Source organism: Streptomyces sp. NPDC085944 (genome assembly GCF_040686295.1).
Classification (GTDB): Bacteria; Actinomycetota; Actinomycetes; order Streptomycetales; family Streptomycetaceae; genus Streptomyces; species Streptomyces salinarius.
Genome location: NZ_JBFBJX010000004.1, coordinates 262,096 through 279,042, shown reverse-complemented (window position 1 = coordinate 279,042; position 16,947 = coordinate 262,096). Strand labels below are relative to the sequence as shown.

The window sequence follows — 16,947 nt, the reverse complement described above, 5'->3', positions numbered from 1 at the left end:
AGTGTACCGGTACACGACCGTATCGGTACACTGGCGTATCGGAACGAGGTCGTATCGATGAGAACCGTCACACGCCCCGTACCCGATGAGCCACACGCACCACCGTCAGCGAAGGGGCCGGGGGATGACTGCCCGCAGCGAGCCTGCAGAAGCGGGGCCGGACGCGCCCGCGCGCCCACCGCTCGTCCGTGAGCTCCTGCTCGTGGCCGGGCTCTTCCTCGTGTACAAGTTCGGCCGCCGGCTGGCGACGGGACACACCGCCGAGGCCTTCCACAACGCCCACCACGTGTGGGACTGGGAGCGCGCGCTCCGGCTGCCCGACGAGGGCACGGTGCAGGACCTGCTCCTGCACGGCGACACACTGATCCACGTGGCGAACACGTACTACGCGGCCGTCCACTTCCCGGCCACCCTGGCCTTCCTGGTCTGGCTCTACCTGCGCCGGCCCGCGCACTACGTCTGGGCCCGCCGGGTCCTGGCCGCCGTGACCGGCGCCGCGCTGGTGCTGCACCTGCTCTTCCCGCTGGCCCCGCCGCGCATGCTGGGCGCCACCGGCCTGATCGACACGGCCAGGGTCTTCGGGCCCTCGGTGTACGGCCCGCCGCGCACGGACTCGCTGTCGAACCAGTTCGCGGCGATGCCCTCGCTGCACTTCGGCTGGGCGCTGATGCTGGCGATCGGTCTGATCGTCGCGACCCGCACGCGGTGGCGGTGGCTGTGGCTGCTGCATCCCCTGGTGACGCTGCTGGTGATCGTGGGAACCGCGAACCACTACTGGCTCGACGTGATCGTGGCCGCGGCCCTGCTCGGCCTCGCGCTCGCAGTGCTGCGGGTGTCGCGGCGCCCGGGGTGCGCCCTGCCCCGCCGCCGGCCCGAGGTCCGGCGCCGGTCCTCGGCCGAGCGGCCGGAGCTGGTCGGGGCGGGCCGGTGAACGCCGCGCTCGTCGCCGTACTGCTCTCGCTCGTCTCCGCCTGCGCCTACGCCGCAGCGGCCGTCGCCCAGGAACGGCTGGCCTCGCGCGCCTTGGGCGCCGGCCCGCTGCGGATGCTGGCCTCCAGTGCCTGGTGGTGGGCGGTCGCGCTCAACGCCTCGGCCGCGCTGCTGCACGTCGTGGCGCTCAAGTACGGCCCCCTCACCGTCGTCCAGCCGCTCGGCGCCCTCACGCTGGTCGCGGCGGTGCCCCTGGGGGCGCGGCTGGCGGGCCGGCGGGTGAGCGCGGTCGAGTGGCGGGGCACCGGGCTCACGCTGCTGGGTCTCGGCGCGCTGCTGCTCACCGCGTCCGGGCCCGCACCGGAGGACGTCCTGAGCGTGCCGGAGGCTCTGACGGTGTCCGGCGCGACGGCGGCGCTGATCGGCATGCTGTCGTGGCCCGGCGCCCGGCCGGGGCTGCGTCACGCGACGGCGTCCGGCATCGCGTCCGGCGTCGCCTCGGCGCTCACCCAGACCGTGACGGTCGCCGTCACCGACCGGTCGGGCCCGCTGCTGAGCGTCCAGGTGATCGGTGTGGCCGTGCTGGTGGCCGCCTTCGCCGCGGGCGGACTGCTGTTGTCCCAGACGGCGTACCGGGGCGGTCTGGGCGCCCCGCTCGCGGTGGTGACCCTGGCCAATCCCGTGGCCGCCGCGGTGATCGGCCTCTCCCTGCTCGGTGAACGACTCAGGGGCGGCGCGGGCGGCGTGCTCCTCGCGCTGACCGGTGCGGCGCTGGCCGCCTGGGGAGTCCTCCAGCTCAGCCGGGCGACCCCGGTCCCGGGGCAGCCGGAGCCGGCCGGCGCCCGGACCGGACCCGCCGGGTCGGTGGCCCCCGGGCCGGGGCCCGCCCGTCCGGTGCCCGACGTACCGGCACCTGAGCCGGAGCCGGAAGGGCCCGAGCAGGTGGGTGCCGTGCCGGCGCCCCGGCGGCAGGGGCCGGGACGCCTCACACGGCTCTAGCTGGTCCCCGTTCTCGGACCCCTCTTCTCAGTCCGTGACGAGCGCCGGGTCGCTGACCCCCGGCCGGCCGTTCTCCACGTGGCCGGCGAAGCGGCGCAGGAAGGCGGGGTCGGCCTCGGAGGTCACCGTCACGTCGTACCAGCGGCGGCTGCGCGCGAGGTCGACCGTGTGGTGCACGGTGGCACCGGGGCGGACGGCGACGGTCCGGGAGCGGCCGTCGTGGGCTCCAGCGATCCGCAGCCGGACCGTGCCGGCACTGGTGTTGGTGAGGGTGAGCCGGAGGTCGTCGCCGTGGTGCCGGGCGGTGGCCTCGGGCCCTGCGGGTCCGGCGGGCTCGTTCGGGCCCCGGAAGACCCGCAGGAAGCCGGCCGGACCGTGCACGGTCAGGTCGTAGGAACCGCCGGAGTACGCCGAGTTCCAGGTGTCCGCGAGGGTCTTGCCGGCCTCGGTGGTGTACGTCCAGGGGCCGTCGGTGCGGTTGCCGGAGGTGACGAGGAAGGCTGCCCCGGCCCGGGCCCCGGAGGCGAAGGCCAGCGTGAACTTCCCGGCCTCCGTGTCGACGGCGCCGTCCACGTACGGGTCGTACCGCAGCGGGCGGGTGGGTCGCCTCCCGCGCTCCTGCCGGGGCATGCCGGGCTCCGAGGGCGGCGTCGGACGGTAGTCCGGGTGGCGTTCGCGGTCCGGCGGCTCGTAGGCGTCGGTGTCCGGCAGCCGGGCCGGGCGGCTGTCCGTGCGGGAGAAGTCGAAGGCGGAGGTCAGGTCGCCGCAGACGGCGCGGCGCCAGGGTGAGATGTTCGGCTCGTGGACGCCGAAGCGGCGTTCCATGAAGCGGATCACCGAGGTGTGGTCGAAGGTCTCGGAGCAGACGAACCCGCCCTTGCTCCACGGCGAGACGACGAGCATGGGCACACGCGGACCCAGCCCGTAGAAGCCCTCGCGGTGCTTGGCGCTGCCCTCGAAGACGTCCAGGGAGACGCCGACGGTGGAGCGGCCCTGCGCGGCGGACTTCGGCGGCAGCGGCGGCACCACGTGGTCGAAGAAGCCGTCGTTCTCGTCGTACGTGATGAACAGGGCCGTCTTCGCCCACACCGCCGGGTTGGAGGTGAGCGCGTCCAGCACCTGGGAGATGTACCAGGCGCCGTAGTTCGAGGGCCAGTTGGAGTGCTCGGAGAAGGCCTCCGGGGCGGCTATCCAGGAGATCTTCGGCAGCCTGCCCGCCTCGACGTCGGCGCGCAGCCGGTCGAAGTAGCCCTCGCCGCTCTTCGCGTCGGTGCCGGTGCGGGCCTTGTCGTACAGCGGGTCGCCGGGCTCGGCGTTGCGGTACTTGTTGAAGTACAGCAGGGAGTTGTCGCCGTAGTTGCCCCGGTAGGCGTCGTCGATCCAGCCCCAGTGGCCGGCCGCGTCGAGGCCGTCGCCGACGTCCTGGTAGATCTTCCAGGAGATCCCGGCCGCCTCCAGGCGCTCGGGATACGTCGTCCAGTCGTAGCCGAGTTCGTCGTTGCCGAGGACCGGGCCGCCGCCCGCGCCGTCGTTGCCGGTGTGCCCCGACCACAGGTAGTAGCGGTTGGGGTCGGTGGAGCCGATGAACGAGCAGTGGTAGGCGTCGCAGACCGTGAACGTGTCGGCGAGCGCGTAGTGGAAGGGGATGTCCTCGCGGGTCAGGTACGCCATGGTGGTGGTGCCCTTGGCGGGCAGCCAGCGGTCGTACTTGGCGTCGTGGTAGGCGTCCTGGCCGTCGGACCAGCCGTGCGGGAGCCCTTCGAGGAACTGCATGCCGAGGTCGTCGGCCTCCGGGTGGAACGGCAGCACCTCGGTGCCGTCGCCCTTGCGCTGGTGCCACACGGACCGGCCGTCGTCGAGCCGCACCGGGTGCGGGTCGCCGAAGCCGCGGACGCCGCGCAGCCTGCCGAAGTAGTGGTCGAACGAACGGTTCTCCTGCATCAGGACGACGATGTGCTCGACGTCCTCGATCGACCCCGAGCGGTGGTTCGCCGGAAGCGCGGCGGCCCGGTCGATGCTCGCGGACAGGGCGCTGAACGCCGTGGTGGCGCCCGCGAGTTGGAGGAATCTGCGCCGGTTCACTTCGGCCATGGGGGTGAGGGACCTCTCGCCTTGGGGGTTCAACCGGTCGGATCGGTGCCGGGTGATGACGGATTGCGCGCGAAAGGAGTGTTCCAGGAGCAGCAAACGTCAGGGAAGGGTCCGGTGGCGCCGGTGTGAAAGTCACCGGTACGCGAGGTGTGCCGGGCCTGCCGTACGGGGATGGTCGCGATCATGACAGGCATGGACACGGACGCACCGCCAACCCCGACCCGCCGGCCCGTACGCCAGCTCCTCGCCGCCTCGGTGGGCAACGCCGTGGAGTGGTACGACTGGTACGCCTACACCTTCCTCGCCACCTATATCGCGGACCAGGTCTTCCCCGACAGCGCGGACAGCTCGCTGGTGCCGCTGCTGTCGACGTTCGCCGTGTTCGCGGTGGGCTTCTTCATGCGGCCGGTCGGCGGGCTGCTGATGGGCGCGATCGCGGACCGGCGGGGGCGGCGCGCCGCGCTGACCGTCACCATCCTGCTGATGGGCGGCAGCAGTCTGCTGGTCGGGCTGACCCCGACGTACACGGCGGCCGGTGTGCTGGCCCCGGTGGTCCTCGTGGTCGCGCGGCTGCTCCAGGGGCTGTCGGTGGGCGGCGAGTTCGCGGCCTCGACGACCTTCCTGGTGGAGTCGGCCGGGCCGGGCCGGCGCGGGCTGTTCTCCAGCTTCCAGTACGTCTCGACCACGGCGGGGCAGCTGGTGGCCTCCGGGATCGCGACGCTGCTGGTGGACACGTTGAGCGAGGACCGGATGAACGGCTGGGGGTGGCGGATCCCCTTCGTGTTCGGCGCCGTCCTGAGCCTGGTCGGCTTCTGGATCCGGCGGGGCGCGCGGGAGACCCGCAGCACCGAGCAGCAACGGGCTCCGCGCCCGGCCCTGTTCGAGGCGCTGCGCCGCCATCCGCGCGAGTCCCTGCTGATCTGCGGCATCACTGCGGGCGGCACCATCGCCTACTACACCTGGACCTCGTACCTGCCGACGTACGCCGAACTCAACGCGGGCGTCGCCAAGTCGGACGCGCTGCTCGCGGGGACGATCTCGCTGGCCTTGTTCGGGCTGCTCCAGCCGCTCGGCGGCCTGCTCTCCGACCGGTTCGGGCGCCGCCCCCTGCTGCTCTTCTTCGGCGTGGGGTTCGCGCTGCTGAGCGTGCCGCTGCTGCACTCGCTGCGCGACTCCTTCGCCGTGCTGCTGCTCGTGCAGTGCGCCGGGATGGTCCTGCTGACCGGCTTCACCTCCATCAGCGCGGCCGTGAACGCCGAGGTGTTCCCGCCGCGGGTGCGAGCGGCCGGGATCGGCTTCCCCTACTCGCTCACGGTGGCGCTGTTCGGCGGCACGGCACCGTACGTGGGCACGCTCTTCAAGGACCTGGGGCATGCGGGGCTCTTCCCCTGGTACGTCGCCGTGCTGTGCCTGCTGTCCTCACTGGTGTACCTGAGGCTGCCGGAGACGGCGCACAAGGTACTGGAGCGCTGACGGCCGGGGGCGGCCGCGGGCCCCGGCCGCCCCCTCCGCCCGCACGTCAGCGGCGGCGCTTGCGCGGTCGCGGCACCTCCAGTTCCTCCAGGCGTGGCCCATGACCGTCCTGGACGCGCCGCCAGGCCTCGCGGTACAGCCCGGCGACGGGCCGCGTGGGCACGATCACTCCCAGGACGGGTGACTCGCCCTCCAGCAGGCCGTACAGCGGCAGCTTCCACCGCTCCAGCGGGAGGTGGGGGTTCGGCGGCCGGGTCCAGCCGCCGGGCAGGAACAGCGTGCGGCCTGCCTTGGAGCGGCTGCCCTCGACCACGAGGTCGGTGGCGGCGAGTTCGGCGCGGGCGGCACGCAGCCTGGCCGTTGCGCCCCGCCGGCCGCCCCAGCCGGTCCAGCGGGCGGTGTCGCGGTCGGTGGGGTCGGGCAGGGCGAGCAGCATCAGGTACAGCACGGCGGCGTCCTCGCCGACGCCGTACCGCTCGGCCACCTCGCCGACCAGGTCGGGCGCGGAGCGCGCGGGGTCCTGGGGCCACCACAGCCCGTCGGCGTCGCGTTCCCCGGCCAAGGGGTTGCCCGGGTCGGCGAGCAGCTCGGCGAACGGCCGGTCGTGGACCAGGCGCAGCGCCGTCTCCTGGGCGTTCGGCCGTTCACCGGTGCAGAGCGCCGCCAGGTGCGGGTCGTTGCCGGAGGCGTCCAGCAGGGCGGGCCGCACGGCGGGGATCGGCTCCGTCGGCCCGGTGCCCAGGACGACCGCGCCGTACCGTTCGAAGCCGTCGCCGGTCTCCGTGGGGTCTTCGGCCGTCCGCCGGAACGCCTCCCAGTCGATGCCCCGCCGGTCGAGCGCGAGCAGTAGGCCGGGATGGGCCAGGCGTTCGCGCAGCGCGGTCAGGACACCGGGCAGCCTGGCCCGGAGCGGGTCGCCGGAGGGGAGCCGGTGGGCCAGCCACGCGGCCAGGGCCACCGATCCCTTGAGGACCGAGCTGTCGAAGCGGGGCGCGTTCTCCGCAGTTTCCAGGTGGTAGCGGCCGAAGCTCCAGGTCAGGTCCTTCGTCAGCCGGGGCTCGGTGGCCAGGTCCGCGAAGCCCCGGAGGGCGTCGGCGGGGGCCCAGCCCACGGGTTCGACCGTGCGGACGGCGTCGTGGAGCACCTCCTCGGGCAGCGGGGTGCGCCTGCCCAGCCGCTCGTTCCAGACCTCGGCCGCACGGGCGGTGTCGGGGCCGTGCGTCCACAGCCGGGACGGTTCGGTGGGCAGCAGGGCGGCCAGCACGGCCCGCAGGGCACCGCTGTCGAGGGACCTCAGCTCGTCCTTGGCCACGCGGGCGTCGGCCGACTTCACCCCGACGACCTTCAGGGTCGCGGAGGGTACGCTGACGCGCCTGTCGTCGGTCTGCGGCATTCCGGCGAGCACCAGGCGGGCCGTGGTCGGGGTGACGCCGGTGAGGCGGGCGAACTCCTCGGCGGCCTCGGGGCGCCAGGGCACGGGGCCGCGTTCGGCCAGTTCGGCGCGGAAGGCGGCGACCCAGCCGGGTGCCCGCGTCGGCTCCGGCACGAACGGCTCCTCGGACACGAGGGTGTAGGGAGCCGGCACCTGGAAGCGGCCCGAGGGGTCGTGGTAGGCCGCGCCGTAGTGCTTGCCCTTGACCTCGTGGGGTCCGTACTCGCGGACGAACTGGTACCAGTCGTCGGGGAAGAGGAGGAACGCGCCGCCCTCCAGGTCGAGCACGGTCCCCCTCCTGTACCCGTGCGTGTCGCCCGGCCCGTCGAAGGTGTCGGGGTCGAAGGCCAGGCGCACCCGGCGCCAGTGGCCGGGGTCGAGCTCCGTCAGCCCGTGCGCGTCCAGTTCCCCGAGGAAGGTGTCCAGGGCTTTCCGGTGTTCCTCCACGGTGGCTTCCGAGGCCGCCCGGAGCGCCAGCACGGCGGGCAGTTCGGGCAGCGCCAGCCCGTTGAGGTACTCCAACGGCGCCTGCTTGGCGAGCGACAGGTGGAATGAGCGACTTCGTAGGTGTTGCCCGCTGCCAGCCAACCCATCCGTGTCTCGCCTCTCCCCACCACTAGGACCAACGGCACGGCATGCGGAACAACCCCGAATCGACACGCTGTGCTGTGCGTTGGCCAAAGACTAGGGGCACCCACCGACAGCGTCCGGCGCCGACCGGCGCGGTGCCTTTCGCGCCAGATTGGGCGACGGCGCTTTTCGGCCGGGCTCGGCGGCGGCCGCACTCCGGTCCGTTCGGGCCGGGCCGGCGGGCGTCCCCGGTCGCGGAGGACGGCACCCGCCCTGGTCAGGGGGCCAGGGCACGGAGCGCCGGACGGCCGCTCGTCACCGGCGTCCGCACGTTCCGGCGCCGGACGCGGATGGGTGTGTTATCCGCCCTTCTTCCCGCGGTCCCGGGTCCCGTCCGTCCTCCGACAGAGCCGTGACGACGGCGAATTGACTGCGATGCGGTTCGCACGCGCGTACGCGTCGTGTTCCACCGACCCGGATGGGGGCACATGGCCGGTGGCGCGGGGGCGCGGAGAGCCCGGCGGTCCGAACGGACCGCCGCTGACAAGGGGTGGGGGAGATGGTTCGCATTGTCGTGGCGCACGACGAGAAGCTGCTGCGGTCGGCGCTGGTGCAACTGCTCAGATCGGACACCACGCTGGAGGTGTCCCCGCAGTGCGCAGACGCCCGGGGGCCGGAGGGCGACACGTTGCCGGCCGACGCCTGTGTCGTGGACGGAGAGTGCCTGACGGGACCGGACGACGCACGCGCCGCGCTCCTGCGCGACCGGTACGGCGACCGGCTGGTCGTCCTGGCCACCGCCAAGCGGCCCGGAGTGCTGCGCCGGGCGTTCGACGGGGGCGCCCTCGGGCTGGTCGACAAGAACGCCCCGGCCGAGCGGCTGATCACGGCGGTGCACACGGTCGCCAAGGGCGAGCGCTTCCTCGACGAGACGCTCACCGTTGCCCTGCTGAAGGGCGCGGAGATGCCGTTGACGACGAGGGAGCTGGGCGTGCTGGCCCTGGCCTCCCAGGGGGCGCCGATCGCCGAGATCGCGGCGCGGCTGCACCTGTCCCGGGGCACGGTCCGCAACTACCTGGCCACGGCGGTCCGAAAGGTGGGCGCCCGCAACCGGGTCGACGCGATCCGCATCGTCCAGAGCGCGGGCTGGACCTGACGCGGCCGCGTCCCCGTCCTCGGCGCAGGCGACGTCGGCCCGCGCACACGGCCGCCACGGCGGTCACGCGGGCCCGGTGGCCGTCCCGGCCACGCGCGCCGGTGGCCGTCCCGGTCACGCGTGCCAGGGCCCGTGACGGACGGGCACCCCGTGCCGGGGCCTGGCACGGTCACGCGTGCCAGTGGCCCGTCAGGTCCCGGTAGAGGGGCGAGAGGGCCAGCAGTTCGGCGTGCGTGCCGCACTCCGCCCGCTCGCCGTCCAGCACCAGGGTGCGGTCGGCGCGGACCGCCGAGGACAGGCGGTGCGCCACCACGACCAGTGTGCCGGGCCGTCTCGCGAGAACCTCCTCCGCACGGGCCTCGGAGGCCGGGTCGAGATGGCAGGTGGCCTCGTCCAGCAGCAGCAGGGGGGCGGGCGAGAGGTACGCGCGGACCAGCGCGACCAGCTGCCGCTCCCCCGGCGAGAGTTCGGCGGGCCGCACCGGGCCGTCCGGTCCGCCCAGGCGTTCGACCAGCTGGTCCAGGCCGAACGCCTGGACCGCCGCCTGGAGTTCCGCCCGGCACACGTCCGTGTTCAGGTACGCGAGGTTGTCGGCGACGGTGCCGGAGAACACGTAGGCCTCCTGGGGGACGAGCACCCGCAGGGCGGCCAGCTCGGCGGCGGGGCGGCCCGTCACCGCCCTTCCGGCCACGCGCACCTCGCCTCGGCTCGGCGCGAGCGTCCCCGCGACGAGACGGGTGAGCGTCGACTTGCCGATGCCGCTCGGCCCGACGACGGCGAGGTGTTCACCGGGCGCGACGCGCAGGTCGAGCGAGTCGATCACGGGCTCGGCCCGGGCACCGTAGGACAGGGTGACGGACCGCAGGTCCACCGCCGGGACCGCTGCCCGACGCTCCGGGTGCCCGTCGTCGCCCGGTGCGCGGACGCCGGTGCCGTACTCCCGGAACCGGCCGTGGTTCCCGGCGGTGCTCGCTTCAAGAGCATGCGCCGGTGGGCTCGTGGCGCCCGGCCCCGGGCCCAGGATCCGGTCGAGGACGACCAGGAGCCGGGCCCCGGCCGCGCCCAGCGCGGTCATCAGCGTGTGCAGGGCGGGCAGGAGGGACTGGACGAGGTAGGTGAAGGCGCCCAGCAGCGCGCCCGCGCTCACCCCCCGGCCGCGCAGCCACGGCACGGCGGCCAGCAGCGCGAGCACGGGCAGCTGGCCCGCGACGCCGAGCGCCGCCGTGCGCACCGCCGCCCACCCGGCCAGGGTCCGGGCCTGGGCCGCCGCGTCGGCGACCAGGTCCGCGCCGCGCCGCTCGGCCGCCGGGCCGGTACCGCAGGCGGCGAGGTCCCGCAACGCCGCACGCGAGCGCGCCGCATGGTCGCCCAGTGCCTCGTCGGCCGCCAGCGCGCGGCGTTGGGCGGCCGCCATGGGCCGCAGCGTGACGAGGAACAGCGCGAGACCGGCCGCCAGCGGGGGCAGGACCACCACCAGCAGGGCCGGGTGCAGGGACAGCAGGCCGAGCAGGGCGCCGGCGGCGGTGAAGACGAAGGAACGCAGGGTGAGGACGAGTCCGGCGAAGCTGTCCCGGGCGATCTCGGCCTGGTTCGTCAGCCGTGAGACGGCCGCCCGGTCCGTCCCGCCGGGCCCGCCCCGGAGCGCCCGGGCCATGGAACGGTCGACCGCGCGCCGCACCAGCGCGTCGCGCAGCGGCTCCGTCAGCCCGGCGAGCTGCGCGAACACGCCCCGGACGACCGGGGCGCCGGACAGTACGGCGAGCAGGGCGACCGCGAGCCACAGCAGCCCACGGCGCGGGTCGCCGGCGAGGAATCCGCCGTCGACGGCGCGGGCGACCGCGTGGCCCACCAGGAACGCCTGCCCGGACTCGGCCAGCGACCAGAGCGTGAGCCGCACCAGCACGCCCTTGCGGCGGGCGAGGAAGCGGCCCGCGGGCGGCGCGAGGCGGCGCAGCGCACCCGCCCCGGTACCGGGACAATCGTGGTCCGGGGCCTGCTCCAAGGGGTGCCCGGTGGACGTCACGGACGCGCCTCCTCGGGCTCGGGTCGGCGTACGGTCTCCACGCCCGGTGTCTCGGCTCCGGTGCCGCTGGTACCCGCGCCGAAGACCGCGCGGTAGTCGGCCGTGTGCCACAGGTCGCGGTGCGTGCCGACCGCGCGCACGCTGCCCTGCTCCAGCCAGAGCACCAGGTCAGCCCGGTCCGCCACCGACGGGCGGTGCGCCACCACGAGCCTGGTCCCGGGGCGTACCGAGTGGCGCAGTGCCAGGTTCACCCGGTGTTCCGTGGCGGTGTCCAGACTGGACGTCGCGTCGTCCATCACCAGCAGACGCCCGGCGTGCGCGAACGCCCTCGCCAGTCCGAGACGCTGGTGTTCCCCGCCCGACAGGGGTGCCTGCGGCAACGGGGTGTCGTAGCCGAGCGGCAGCCGTCGTACGAAGCCGTCGGCGCCCGCCGCGCGGGCCGCTCGCCGCACCTGCTCCCCCGTCGGCCGCCGCGCCCCGGTGGCGACCGCTTCGGCGACCGTGCCCTCGCCCAGCACGGGGCGCTCGAAGGCGTAGGTCACCTCGCCGCGCAGCGCCTCGCGCGTCAGCCGGTCGAGCCGGACACCGTCCAGGAGCACGTGTCCCTCGTCCGGATCGATCAGCCGCCCCGCCACGGCGGCGAGGACGGACTTGCCCGATCCGCCGCGGCCGACCACGGCGACGGTGCTGCCGCCCGGCACCCGAACGCGGTCGACGCGCAGGACCCGCCTGCCGTCACGCACCACGCGCACTCCGCGCAGTTCGAGCTCCCCCGGGCCGTCCGGGGGCAACGACCGTGTCCCGTACGCCTGCGCGGGCATCCGTTCCAGCTCCAGGGTCCGGTGCCGTGCCTGACGGGCCCGTACGATTGCCCCGAGCAGCGTCGCGGCACCGCCGACGCCGGCGGTCAGCTGCGCGTACCGGCCGACGGCGAGCAGGTCGCCCACGCTCAGTTCACCGGCCGCCAGGCGCAGTCCGCCGACGGCGGTGGCGGTCAGCGTCAGCGCCGGGACCAGGACGGCGCTCCTGCCGAGGGCCCGTCCGTGCAGGGCCCACATGTGCCGGCCCCGGGCGGCCAGTTCCGTCAACGGGGCCAGCACCCGGGCGCGTTCCCGGTCCGCGGTCCCCGCGGCACCGATCGTGGCCGTGCCCTCCAGGGTTTCGAGCAGCCGGGACGCGATCAGGGACTGGGTGCGCTGGTAGGCGGCGACCGTGGCGCCCGTGTCGCGGGCGAAGGACCGCAGCACCAGCGCCAGGGCGGGCAGACCGGTCAGCACGCAGAGCGCCACCCACAGGTCGACGAGGGCCAGCGCCGCGAGCGCGCCCAGCGGGGTGATCAGCGAGGCGGCCAGCGCCGCACGGGCCGCCGGGGCGCCGCCCGCGTCCGCGGCGTTGAGGGTCAGCCGGGTGCCGACGTCGCCGGGCGGGTGCGGCCGGGCGTGCTCGGGTACGGCACGCAGCAGTCCGTGCAGGGCGCGGGAGCGGACGGACTGCGTCCACGTGGCAGTGCAGCGGCCGGTGAACAGTGCGGTGGCGCTGTCCAGCAGCAGTTCGCCCAGAAGCAGCCCGGCGCTCAGCGGGAGCCACCGGCCCGCGTCGCCGTCGCGCAGCAGCAGATCCAGGGTGCGGCCGAGGACGAGGGGCTGGACCACGGCCGCCAGAGCCGCGCCGACCGAGCACAGCAGCACCAGGGCTTCCAGTGCGCGCCCGGGTGCCGAGCCGTCGGCCGCGTTCCGATTCCCCGGCGCTCGGCGCATCGCACCCCGTCCCGTTCGCACCTGCGACACCTCCGTACGTCCCTCGCGGGCAGGCGTCGGCGCCCCGGGCCGCAGCCCGGGGCGCCCGCGCCCGACGGCATGGCTCAGCACGCCGTCATGGCCGTCAAGTCCGGCGTCAGTTGCAGGTGGTGACGCTCAGGCTGCTGTCACCGCAGAGCAGGAGGCTCGCGCGGCTACCGGTCTCGACGTCCCCCATGGCCTCTTCCTTGGGGGTCTCCATCGACTGCAGGTCGAACAGGTTCATGACGACTTCCTTTCGTTCGGCAACGGGTGTGCTTTTCTCACGACCCCGGACGGGGCCGAGTCAGGGGGCGCTGCTCGGGCGCAGCGGTGGCAGGAACGGCAGCCCGGTGGGCGCGTCGCCGAGGACGGAGGCGACGGCCAGCAGGCATCCGGCCGTTCCGGTGGAGAGGTCCATGGACAGGCGCATCATCTGCTCGCCGGGGAAGGCGAGCCGGCCGCGGTAGGACATGGCGTGCCAGGACAGCGCGTCGAGCTGGCGCCGTACGGCCTCCGGGCCCGTGCCGGGCGCCGTGGCCGTGGTGCGGCCGAGGTACAGCACCATGCCGGCCACGCCCCGGAAGAGGCCCGGCTGGGCGTAGAACATCGCCTGGGCCGCGGCGACGATCTCGTCCCCGGCCCGGGCGAACTCCTCGTCGGCCCGGTGCGCCAGGTAGTCGTCGAGCACCATGCCGATGCCCACGCTGCCGGCGCCCAGATAGGGCATGGTGCGCCATCCCTCGTCGACCTGCAGCGCGCCGCCCGCGCCGCGGACACAGCGGGCGAGGTCCTGGCGCAGCGCGTCCCGTGCGAGGTCGAGCAGGGCGGGGTCCCGGGTGCGTTCGAACAGCCGCAGGAAGAGCAGCGCGCGTCCCGCGCCGCCGTACAGGAGCCCCGCGCGGGCACGTCCCCGGCTCCCGCCCTCGGCCGGCGCGGCGTCGGCGGCCAGTTCGGCGCAGCGCAGGGCCGCCTCGTGCGGTGCGCTCTCCCCGGTGGTGACGGCCAGCGAGTCCAGGGCCAGGCCGACACCGGCGGTGCCGCCGTGCAGGTCGGGGCCCAGGTGGTCGAGGGACTGGTCGAGGAGGAGTTCGGTGAGGTCGAGGGCGCGGTCGCGGTGGCCGAGGTGCTCCAGGGTCCAGGCGATGCCGGCGAGCCCGTCGTGGAAGCCGAGGGGCGTGCCGGAGGGCGGCTCCTTGGTCCGCTCCAGCAGCCACTGCTCGCCCGTCTCGTCCCGTCCCGCACCGCTCTCGGCGAGGGCGTACAGCACCCCCGCCGCACCGTTGGCGAAGGCCAGGCCGCCGCCGGCGGTGGCGAACTGCGCGATGTCGCCCGGGAAGATGCGGTCCGTGCGGGACGGCGTCGCGGAGGCCCTGATCGCCGCGGCCATGGAGTCCCGGCTGCGCGGCCAGTCGTCCGGCCGGACCGGAACCACCGGCCGGGGGGACGGTCGCGCCGCCGACCCGGGGCGCGATCGGGTCACCGGCCCCGCGGGCGGTGGCGTCCGCGGTCCGGCGGTGAGTGGTGCGGCGGGCACGTCGGACGGTCGTGCCGTCGGCCCGGCGGGCGGTGATGCCGTCGGCCCCGTGAGCGGTCGCGCCACCGGCCCGGCGGGCCGTCGTGCCTCGGGGGCGCCGTCCACGCGCGTGATCTCGTCGACCGCCGCGTCCAGGAAGGCCCGGTCCACGGGGAACTGTCGCGCCACCACGTCCGCGAGATGCGCAGCCTTGTGCCGGTCGACGGCCAGCAGACTGGTGAGGGGGAGGAACAGCGCGAGCCGCAGACACGCCAGCGCGTACCGGTCCACCGCCACGCCCCGGCGGTCGGTGGGCGCCACGAACCCGGGGTTCGCCACGGTCTGCCGGCCGGCTTCGTCGACGTGGTGGGCGGCCTCGAAGTCCAGGAGGGCGATGCTGCCGTCGTCCCGGATCATGATGTTGAACAGATGCAGGTCGTTGAAGACCACACCCCGGGCGTGGACGTCCTCGACGGCGCGTTCCACCCGCGCGTGGACGTCGAGGGCCCAGTCGGTGTACTCGGCCAGTCTCCGCTCACCCGGATCGGCCTCGATCAGCGGATGGCGGCGGGCGAAGAACGTGTTGAGCGGCTTGCCGTCGATGTGTTCCAGGACCAGGAAGTGGTGCTCCCCGACCGTGACGTGGTCGAGCACCCCGGGCGTGCAGTCGAGGCCCGACAACCGCTCCAGCGCCCGGCGTTCGCGGTGCAGGCGGGCCACGGCGTCGGCTCCGTCGGCCGCGAGACCGGCGTGCGGACGGGCCTCCTTCAGGACGACCCGCTCGCCGGTGCGGGTGTCGCGGGCGAGGTACACGCCGCCGCCGTTGGAGAAGTGCAGCGCCGACTCGACGGCGTAGGGCAGGCCGGTCACGGTGACCGCGGAACGGGCGTCGAGGTGGGGGCGCAGGAAGGCGGGCGGGCCCACCCAGTCCGGGACGCGGAAGACCGGGCCGCGCAGGTCCGGGACCAGCACACCGTCGGGGCGGGCCACGGCAGGCTGCGGTTCCCCGTCCGCGTCGTAGCAGTTGCGGCGGGTGAAGCCGCCGTAGCGGACGTGCACGGGGCCGGCACCGATGCGCAGGTCGCTCAGGATGTGCGGGCCGGGCTCGCCGGCCAGCAGGTCGGACAGCTCGCGCACCAGCCGTTCGAACTCCGCCTCGTCCGCCGGGTACACGGTGACGAACTTGCCGCTGCCGGCCCGGTCCGCGTACTTGGCGTTGCGCTGGTGCAGCAGGTAGCGGCTGGGCACGAACTTGAAGGCCGTGCCCCCGGCGACGCAGTGGCACCACACGCGGTCGAGCACGGACTCGGCGTTGTCGAGGCAGGCGGAGACGTGGATCTTCCACCCCTGGTCGGGCAGGTCCGCGTCGGCCGGGCGCAGCGCGAGCCAGTCCCCGCTCTCGTTGCGCCGCCATCCCTCCGGCACCGGCCGGGAGGCCGCGGCGTAACGGGAACGCGAGGTGCCCGAAGCCGTGCGGTGCGGGGCGTCGTAGAAGTACGGGTCCGCGTCGCAGTACACGGCGTAGCCCTTGTTCACGCCTGCTCCTTCCCACCCGGTCGCTGACGGAGACGACGCTGTCACGCCGCGTACGGCCGCGCACAGTTGCCGCTGTCATCACTCCGACGTGCGGAACGCACGGGTAACTTCGCGGGAGGAGTCGGGGCGGTACGGCGACCGGGTGGCGATCGTCCCGGAGGACGGGGCGGGGCTGCTCGACCCCGCGCCCGTGCTCGACGACCTGCCCCCGGACACCCTCGTGTACTGCTGCGGCCCGGGCCCGCTGCTGGACGCCGTCGAGGCGCGCTGTCCTGCCGGGCGCCCGCGCGTGGAGCGGTCCCGCCCGAAGGAGGCCGCCGCCGATGCCCCTGCGGAGGCGGAGTTCGAGGTCGTGCTCGCGCGCAGCGGCCGTACGGTCGCCGTCCCGGCCGGTGTCCCGGTCCTGGACGCGGTCCGCGAAGCCGGTGTCGAGGTGCTCCACTCCTGCACGGAGGGCACCTGCGGAACCTGTGAGACCGAGGTCGTCGAGGGGGAACCGGACCACCGGGACTCGGTCCTCACCGAGGAGGAGCGGGCCGCCGGGGAGACGATGCTCCTCTGCGTCTCCCGGTGCCGTGGCCGGCGGCTCGTGCTGGACCTGTGACTCCGTGGCGGCTCCGCGAGGCCGTCCACCTGGGGGAACGGGTGATCGTGCTGCGCGACGGCCGCTCCGCCCGCCCGTGACCACGCGTCACTCGGCGGCGGGGACGACCCTCAGGTGGGAGGGGGCACGGCGGGCGCGCGGCGACCGGTGCTCGGTGCGGCGCGGCTCCCGCCAGACCAGCGTCAGCCGGGTGTAGCCGAGCTCCTGGAGCGCCCTGGGCGTCTCCACCACGACGCGGCACTCGGTGGTGCCCCGGCGCGGGTCGGGGTGGTGCAGCGGCCGTACGGCGCCGTCGTGCTGCACGGCCCGGTCTCCGACGGCGCGGATCCAGTGCGGCAGGCCCTGCCGGTAGGCGGCTTCCATGATCGGGTCCTGCGCGATGTCCCGGCGGACGGCCTGCAGGCCGGGGTCGTGGCCGTCCCGCTCCAGGGTGGCGGCGAAGTGCGCCAGCATGGGCAGGCACCAGCTCGACTCGTGCTCGCCGAGGACGGTGGCGGCGTCCGGGTGGAAGAGGACGAACCGGAGGAAGTTGTCGTCCGGCATGGCCGTCGGGTGCGGTCCGGCTCCCTGGAAGAGTGTCCGGAAGGCGCCGTTGGCCAGCACCACGTCCCAGCGGTGGTCGACGACGAGAGAGGGGAAGGGGACGGCCTCCAGGAGCGCGGTGTAGTCCTGGAGATAGGCCTGGGCCTCGGGGGTCGCGGGGGTGGGCCGCGGCGCCGACCGCTGCCCTTCTGCCTGAAATGCCATCGGGAGGTCACCCCTCTTGCCTATGCGGCCTTCTCGCGGCGTCCCGCATCCTGGCGCCCCGACGCGAGGCGTGTCAACTATCGTGGCATTTCGTG

Annotated in this window: 11 protein-coding genes and 1 pseudogene; 5 read left to right on the top strand and 7 right to left on the bottom strand. The window is 74.6% G+C overall.

Translation table 11 applies throughout. From position 1 onward, the window contains the following. Positions 1-124 precede the first annotated feature (124 nt). Both AB0P07_RS09880 and AB0P07_RS09875 read left to right on the top strand, forming a co-directional pair. A complete protein-coding gene (locus tag AB0P07_RS09880; RefSeq protein WP_365547629.1) occupies positions 125-931 on the top strand; it encodes a phosphatase PAP2 family protein in 807 nt (268 codons plus the stop codon). Next, on the top strand, positions 928-1,929 hold the full coding sequence (locus AB0P07_RS09875) for a hypothetical protein (protein ID WP_365547626.1): 1,002 nt from the start codon (positions 928-930) through the stop codon (positions 1,927-1,929). The genes AB0P07_RS09880 and AB0P07_RS09875 overlap by 4 nt, the downstream gene beginning before the upstream one ends. 27 nt (positions 1,930-1,956) lie before the next feature. Here AB0P07_RS09875 and AB0P07_RS09870 read toward each other — a convergent pair whose 3' ends face one another. After that, complete coding sequence (locus AB0P07_RS09870; protein WP_365547624.1) at positions 1,957-4,020, bottom strand: phosphocholine-specific phospholipase C; 2,064 nt, start codon at positions 4,018-4,020, stop codon at positions 1,957-1,959. Between the two features lie 171 nt (positions 4,021-4,191). On the opposite strand from AB0P07_RS09870, the gene AB0P07_RS09865 reads away from it, so the two are divergent. Continuing rightward, positions 4,192-5,493: an MFS transporter gene (locus tag AB0P07_RS09865; protein ID WP_365547622.1), complete on the top strand. Its 1,302-nt coding sequence runs from the start codon at positions 4,192-4,194 to the stop codon at positions 5,491-5,493. 46 nt (positions 5,494-5,539) lie between these two features. Here AB0P07_RS09865 and AB0P07_RS09860 read toward each other — a convergent pair whose 3' ends face one another. Then, positions 5,540-7,447, bottom strand: a complete 1,908-nt coding sequence (locus tag AB0P07_RS09860; protein ID WP_365547619.1) for a hypothetical protein — start codon at positions 7,445-7,447, stop codon at positions 5,540-5,542. A 598-nt stretch (positions 7,448-8,045) separates the two neighbouring features. Here AB0P07_RS09860 and AB0P07_RS09855 point away from each other — a divergent pair. Continuing rightward, complete coding sequence (locus AB0P07_RS09855; protein WP_365547616.1) at positions 8,046-8,651, top strand: response regulator transcription factor; 606 nt, start codon at positions 8,046-8,048, stop codon at positions 8,649-8,651. 169 nt (positions 8,652-8,820) lie between these two features. Here AB0P07_RS09855 and AB0P07_RS09850 read toward each other — a convergent pair whose 3' ends face one another. The 4 genes from AB0P07_RS09850 to lanKC form a co-directional block, all read right to left on the bottom strand. Then, positions 8,821-10,674: an ABC transporter ATP-binding protein gene (locus AB0P07_RS09850; protein WP_365547613.1), complete on the bottom strand. Its 1,854-nt coding sequence runs from the start codon at positions 10,672-10,674 to the stop codon at positions 8,821-8,823. Next, positions 10,671-12,431: an ABC transporter ATP-binding protein gene (locus AB0P07_RS09845; protein ID WP_365547610.1), complete on the bottom strand. Its 1,761-nt coding sequence runs from the start codon at positions 12,429-12,431 to the stop codon at positions 10,671-10,673. Before AB0P07_RS09845 ends, AB0P07_RS09850 begins: the two co-directional genes overlap by 4 nt. A gap of 136 nt (positions 12,432-12,567) precedes the next feature. Then, the gene (locus AB0P07_RS09840) at positions 12,568-12,696 is read right to left on the bottom strand and encodes a SapB/AmfS family lanthipeptide (RefSeq protein ID WP_006130296.1); all 129 of its coding nucleotides are present in this window, start codon (positions 12,694-12,696) and stop codon (positions 12,568-12,570) included. A 60-nt stretch (positions 12,697-12,756) separates the two neighbouring features. Further along, on the bottom strand, positions 12,757-15,501 hold the full coding sequence (gene lanKC / locus AB0P07_RS09835) for a class III lanthionine synthetase LanKC (RefSeq protein ID WP_365547606.1): 2,745 nt from the start codon (positions 15,499-15,501) through the stop codon (positions 12,757-12,759). A gap of 115 nt (positions 15,502-15,616) precedes the next feature. On the opposite strand from lanKC, the pseudogene AB0P07_RS09830 reads away from it, so the two are divergent. Beyond that, positions 15,617-16,105 (top strand): annotated as a pseudogene (locus tag AB0P07_RS09830) (iron-sulfur cluster-binding domain-containing protein); the annotation flags it as partial. Positions 16,106-16,192: 87 nt separating this feature from the next. Here the strand turns inward: AB0P07_RS09830 and AB0P07_RS09825 are convergent. Further along, positions 16,193-16,852 (bottom strand): hypothetical protein, encoded by a 660-nt coding sequence (locus AB0P07_RS09825; protein ID WP_365547603.1) that lies wholly within the window; start codon positions 16,850-16,852, stop codon positions 16,193-16,195. Positions 16,853-16,947: the final 95 nt, after the last annotated feature.

Coding starts and splice junctions, on each gene's coding strand:
- AB0P07_RS09880 (WP_365547629.1), top strand. CDS start 125: ATGACTGCCCGCAGCGAGCCTGCAGAAGCGGGGCCGGACGCGCCCGCG.
- AB0P07_RS09870 (WP_365547624.1), bottom strand. CDS start 4,020: ATGGCCGAAGTGAACCGGCGCAGATTCCTCCAACTCGCGGGCGCCACC.
- AB0P07_RS09865 (WP_365547622.1), top strand. CDS start 4,192: ATGGTCGCGATCATGACAGGCATGGACACGGACGCACCGCCAACCCCG.
- AB0P07_RS09845 (WP_365547610.1), bottom strand. CDS start 12,431: ATGCGCCGAGCGCCGGGGAATCGGAACGCGGCCGACGGCTCGGCACCC.
- AB0P07_RS09840 (WP_006130296.1), bottom strand. CDS start 12,696: ATGAACCTGTTCGACCTGCAGTCGATGGAGACCCCCAAGGAAGAGGCC.
- AB0P07_RS09825 (WP_365547603.1), bottom strand. CDS start 16,852: ATGGCATTTCAGGCAGAAGGGCAGCGGTCGGCGCCGCGGCCCACCCCC.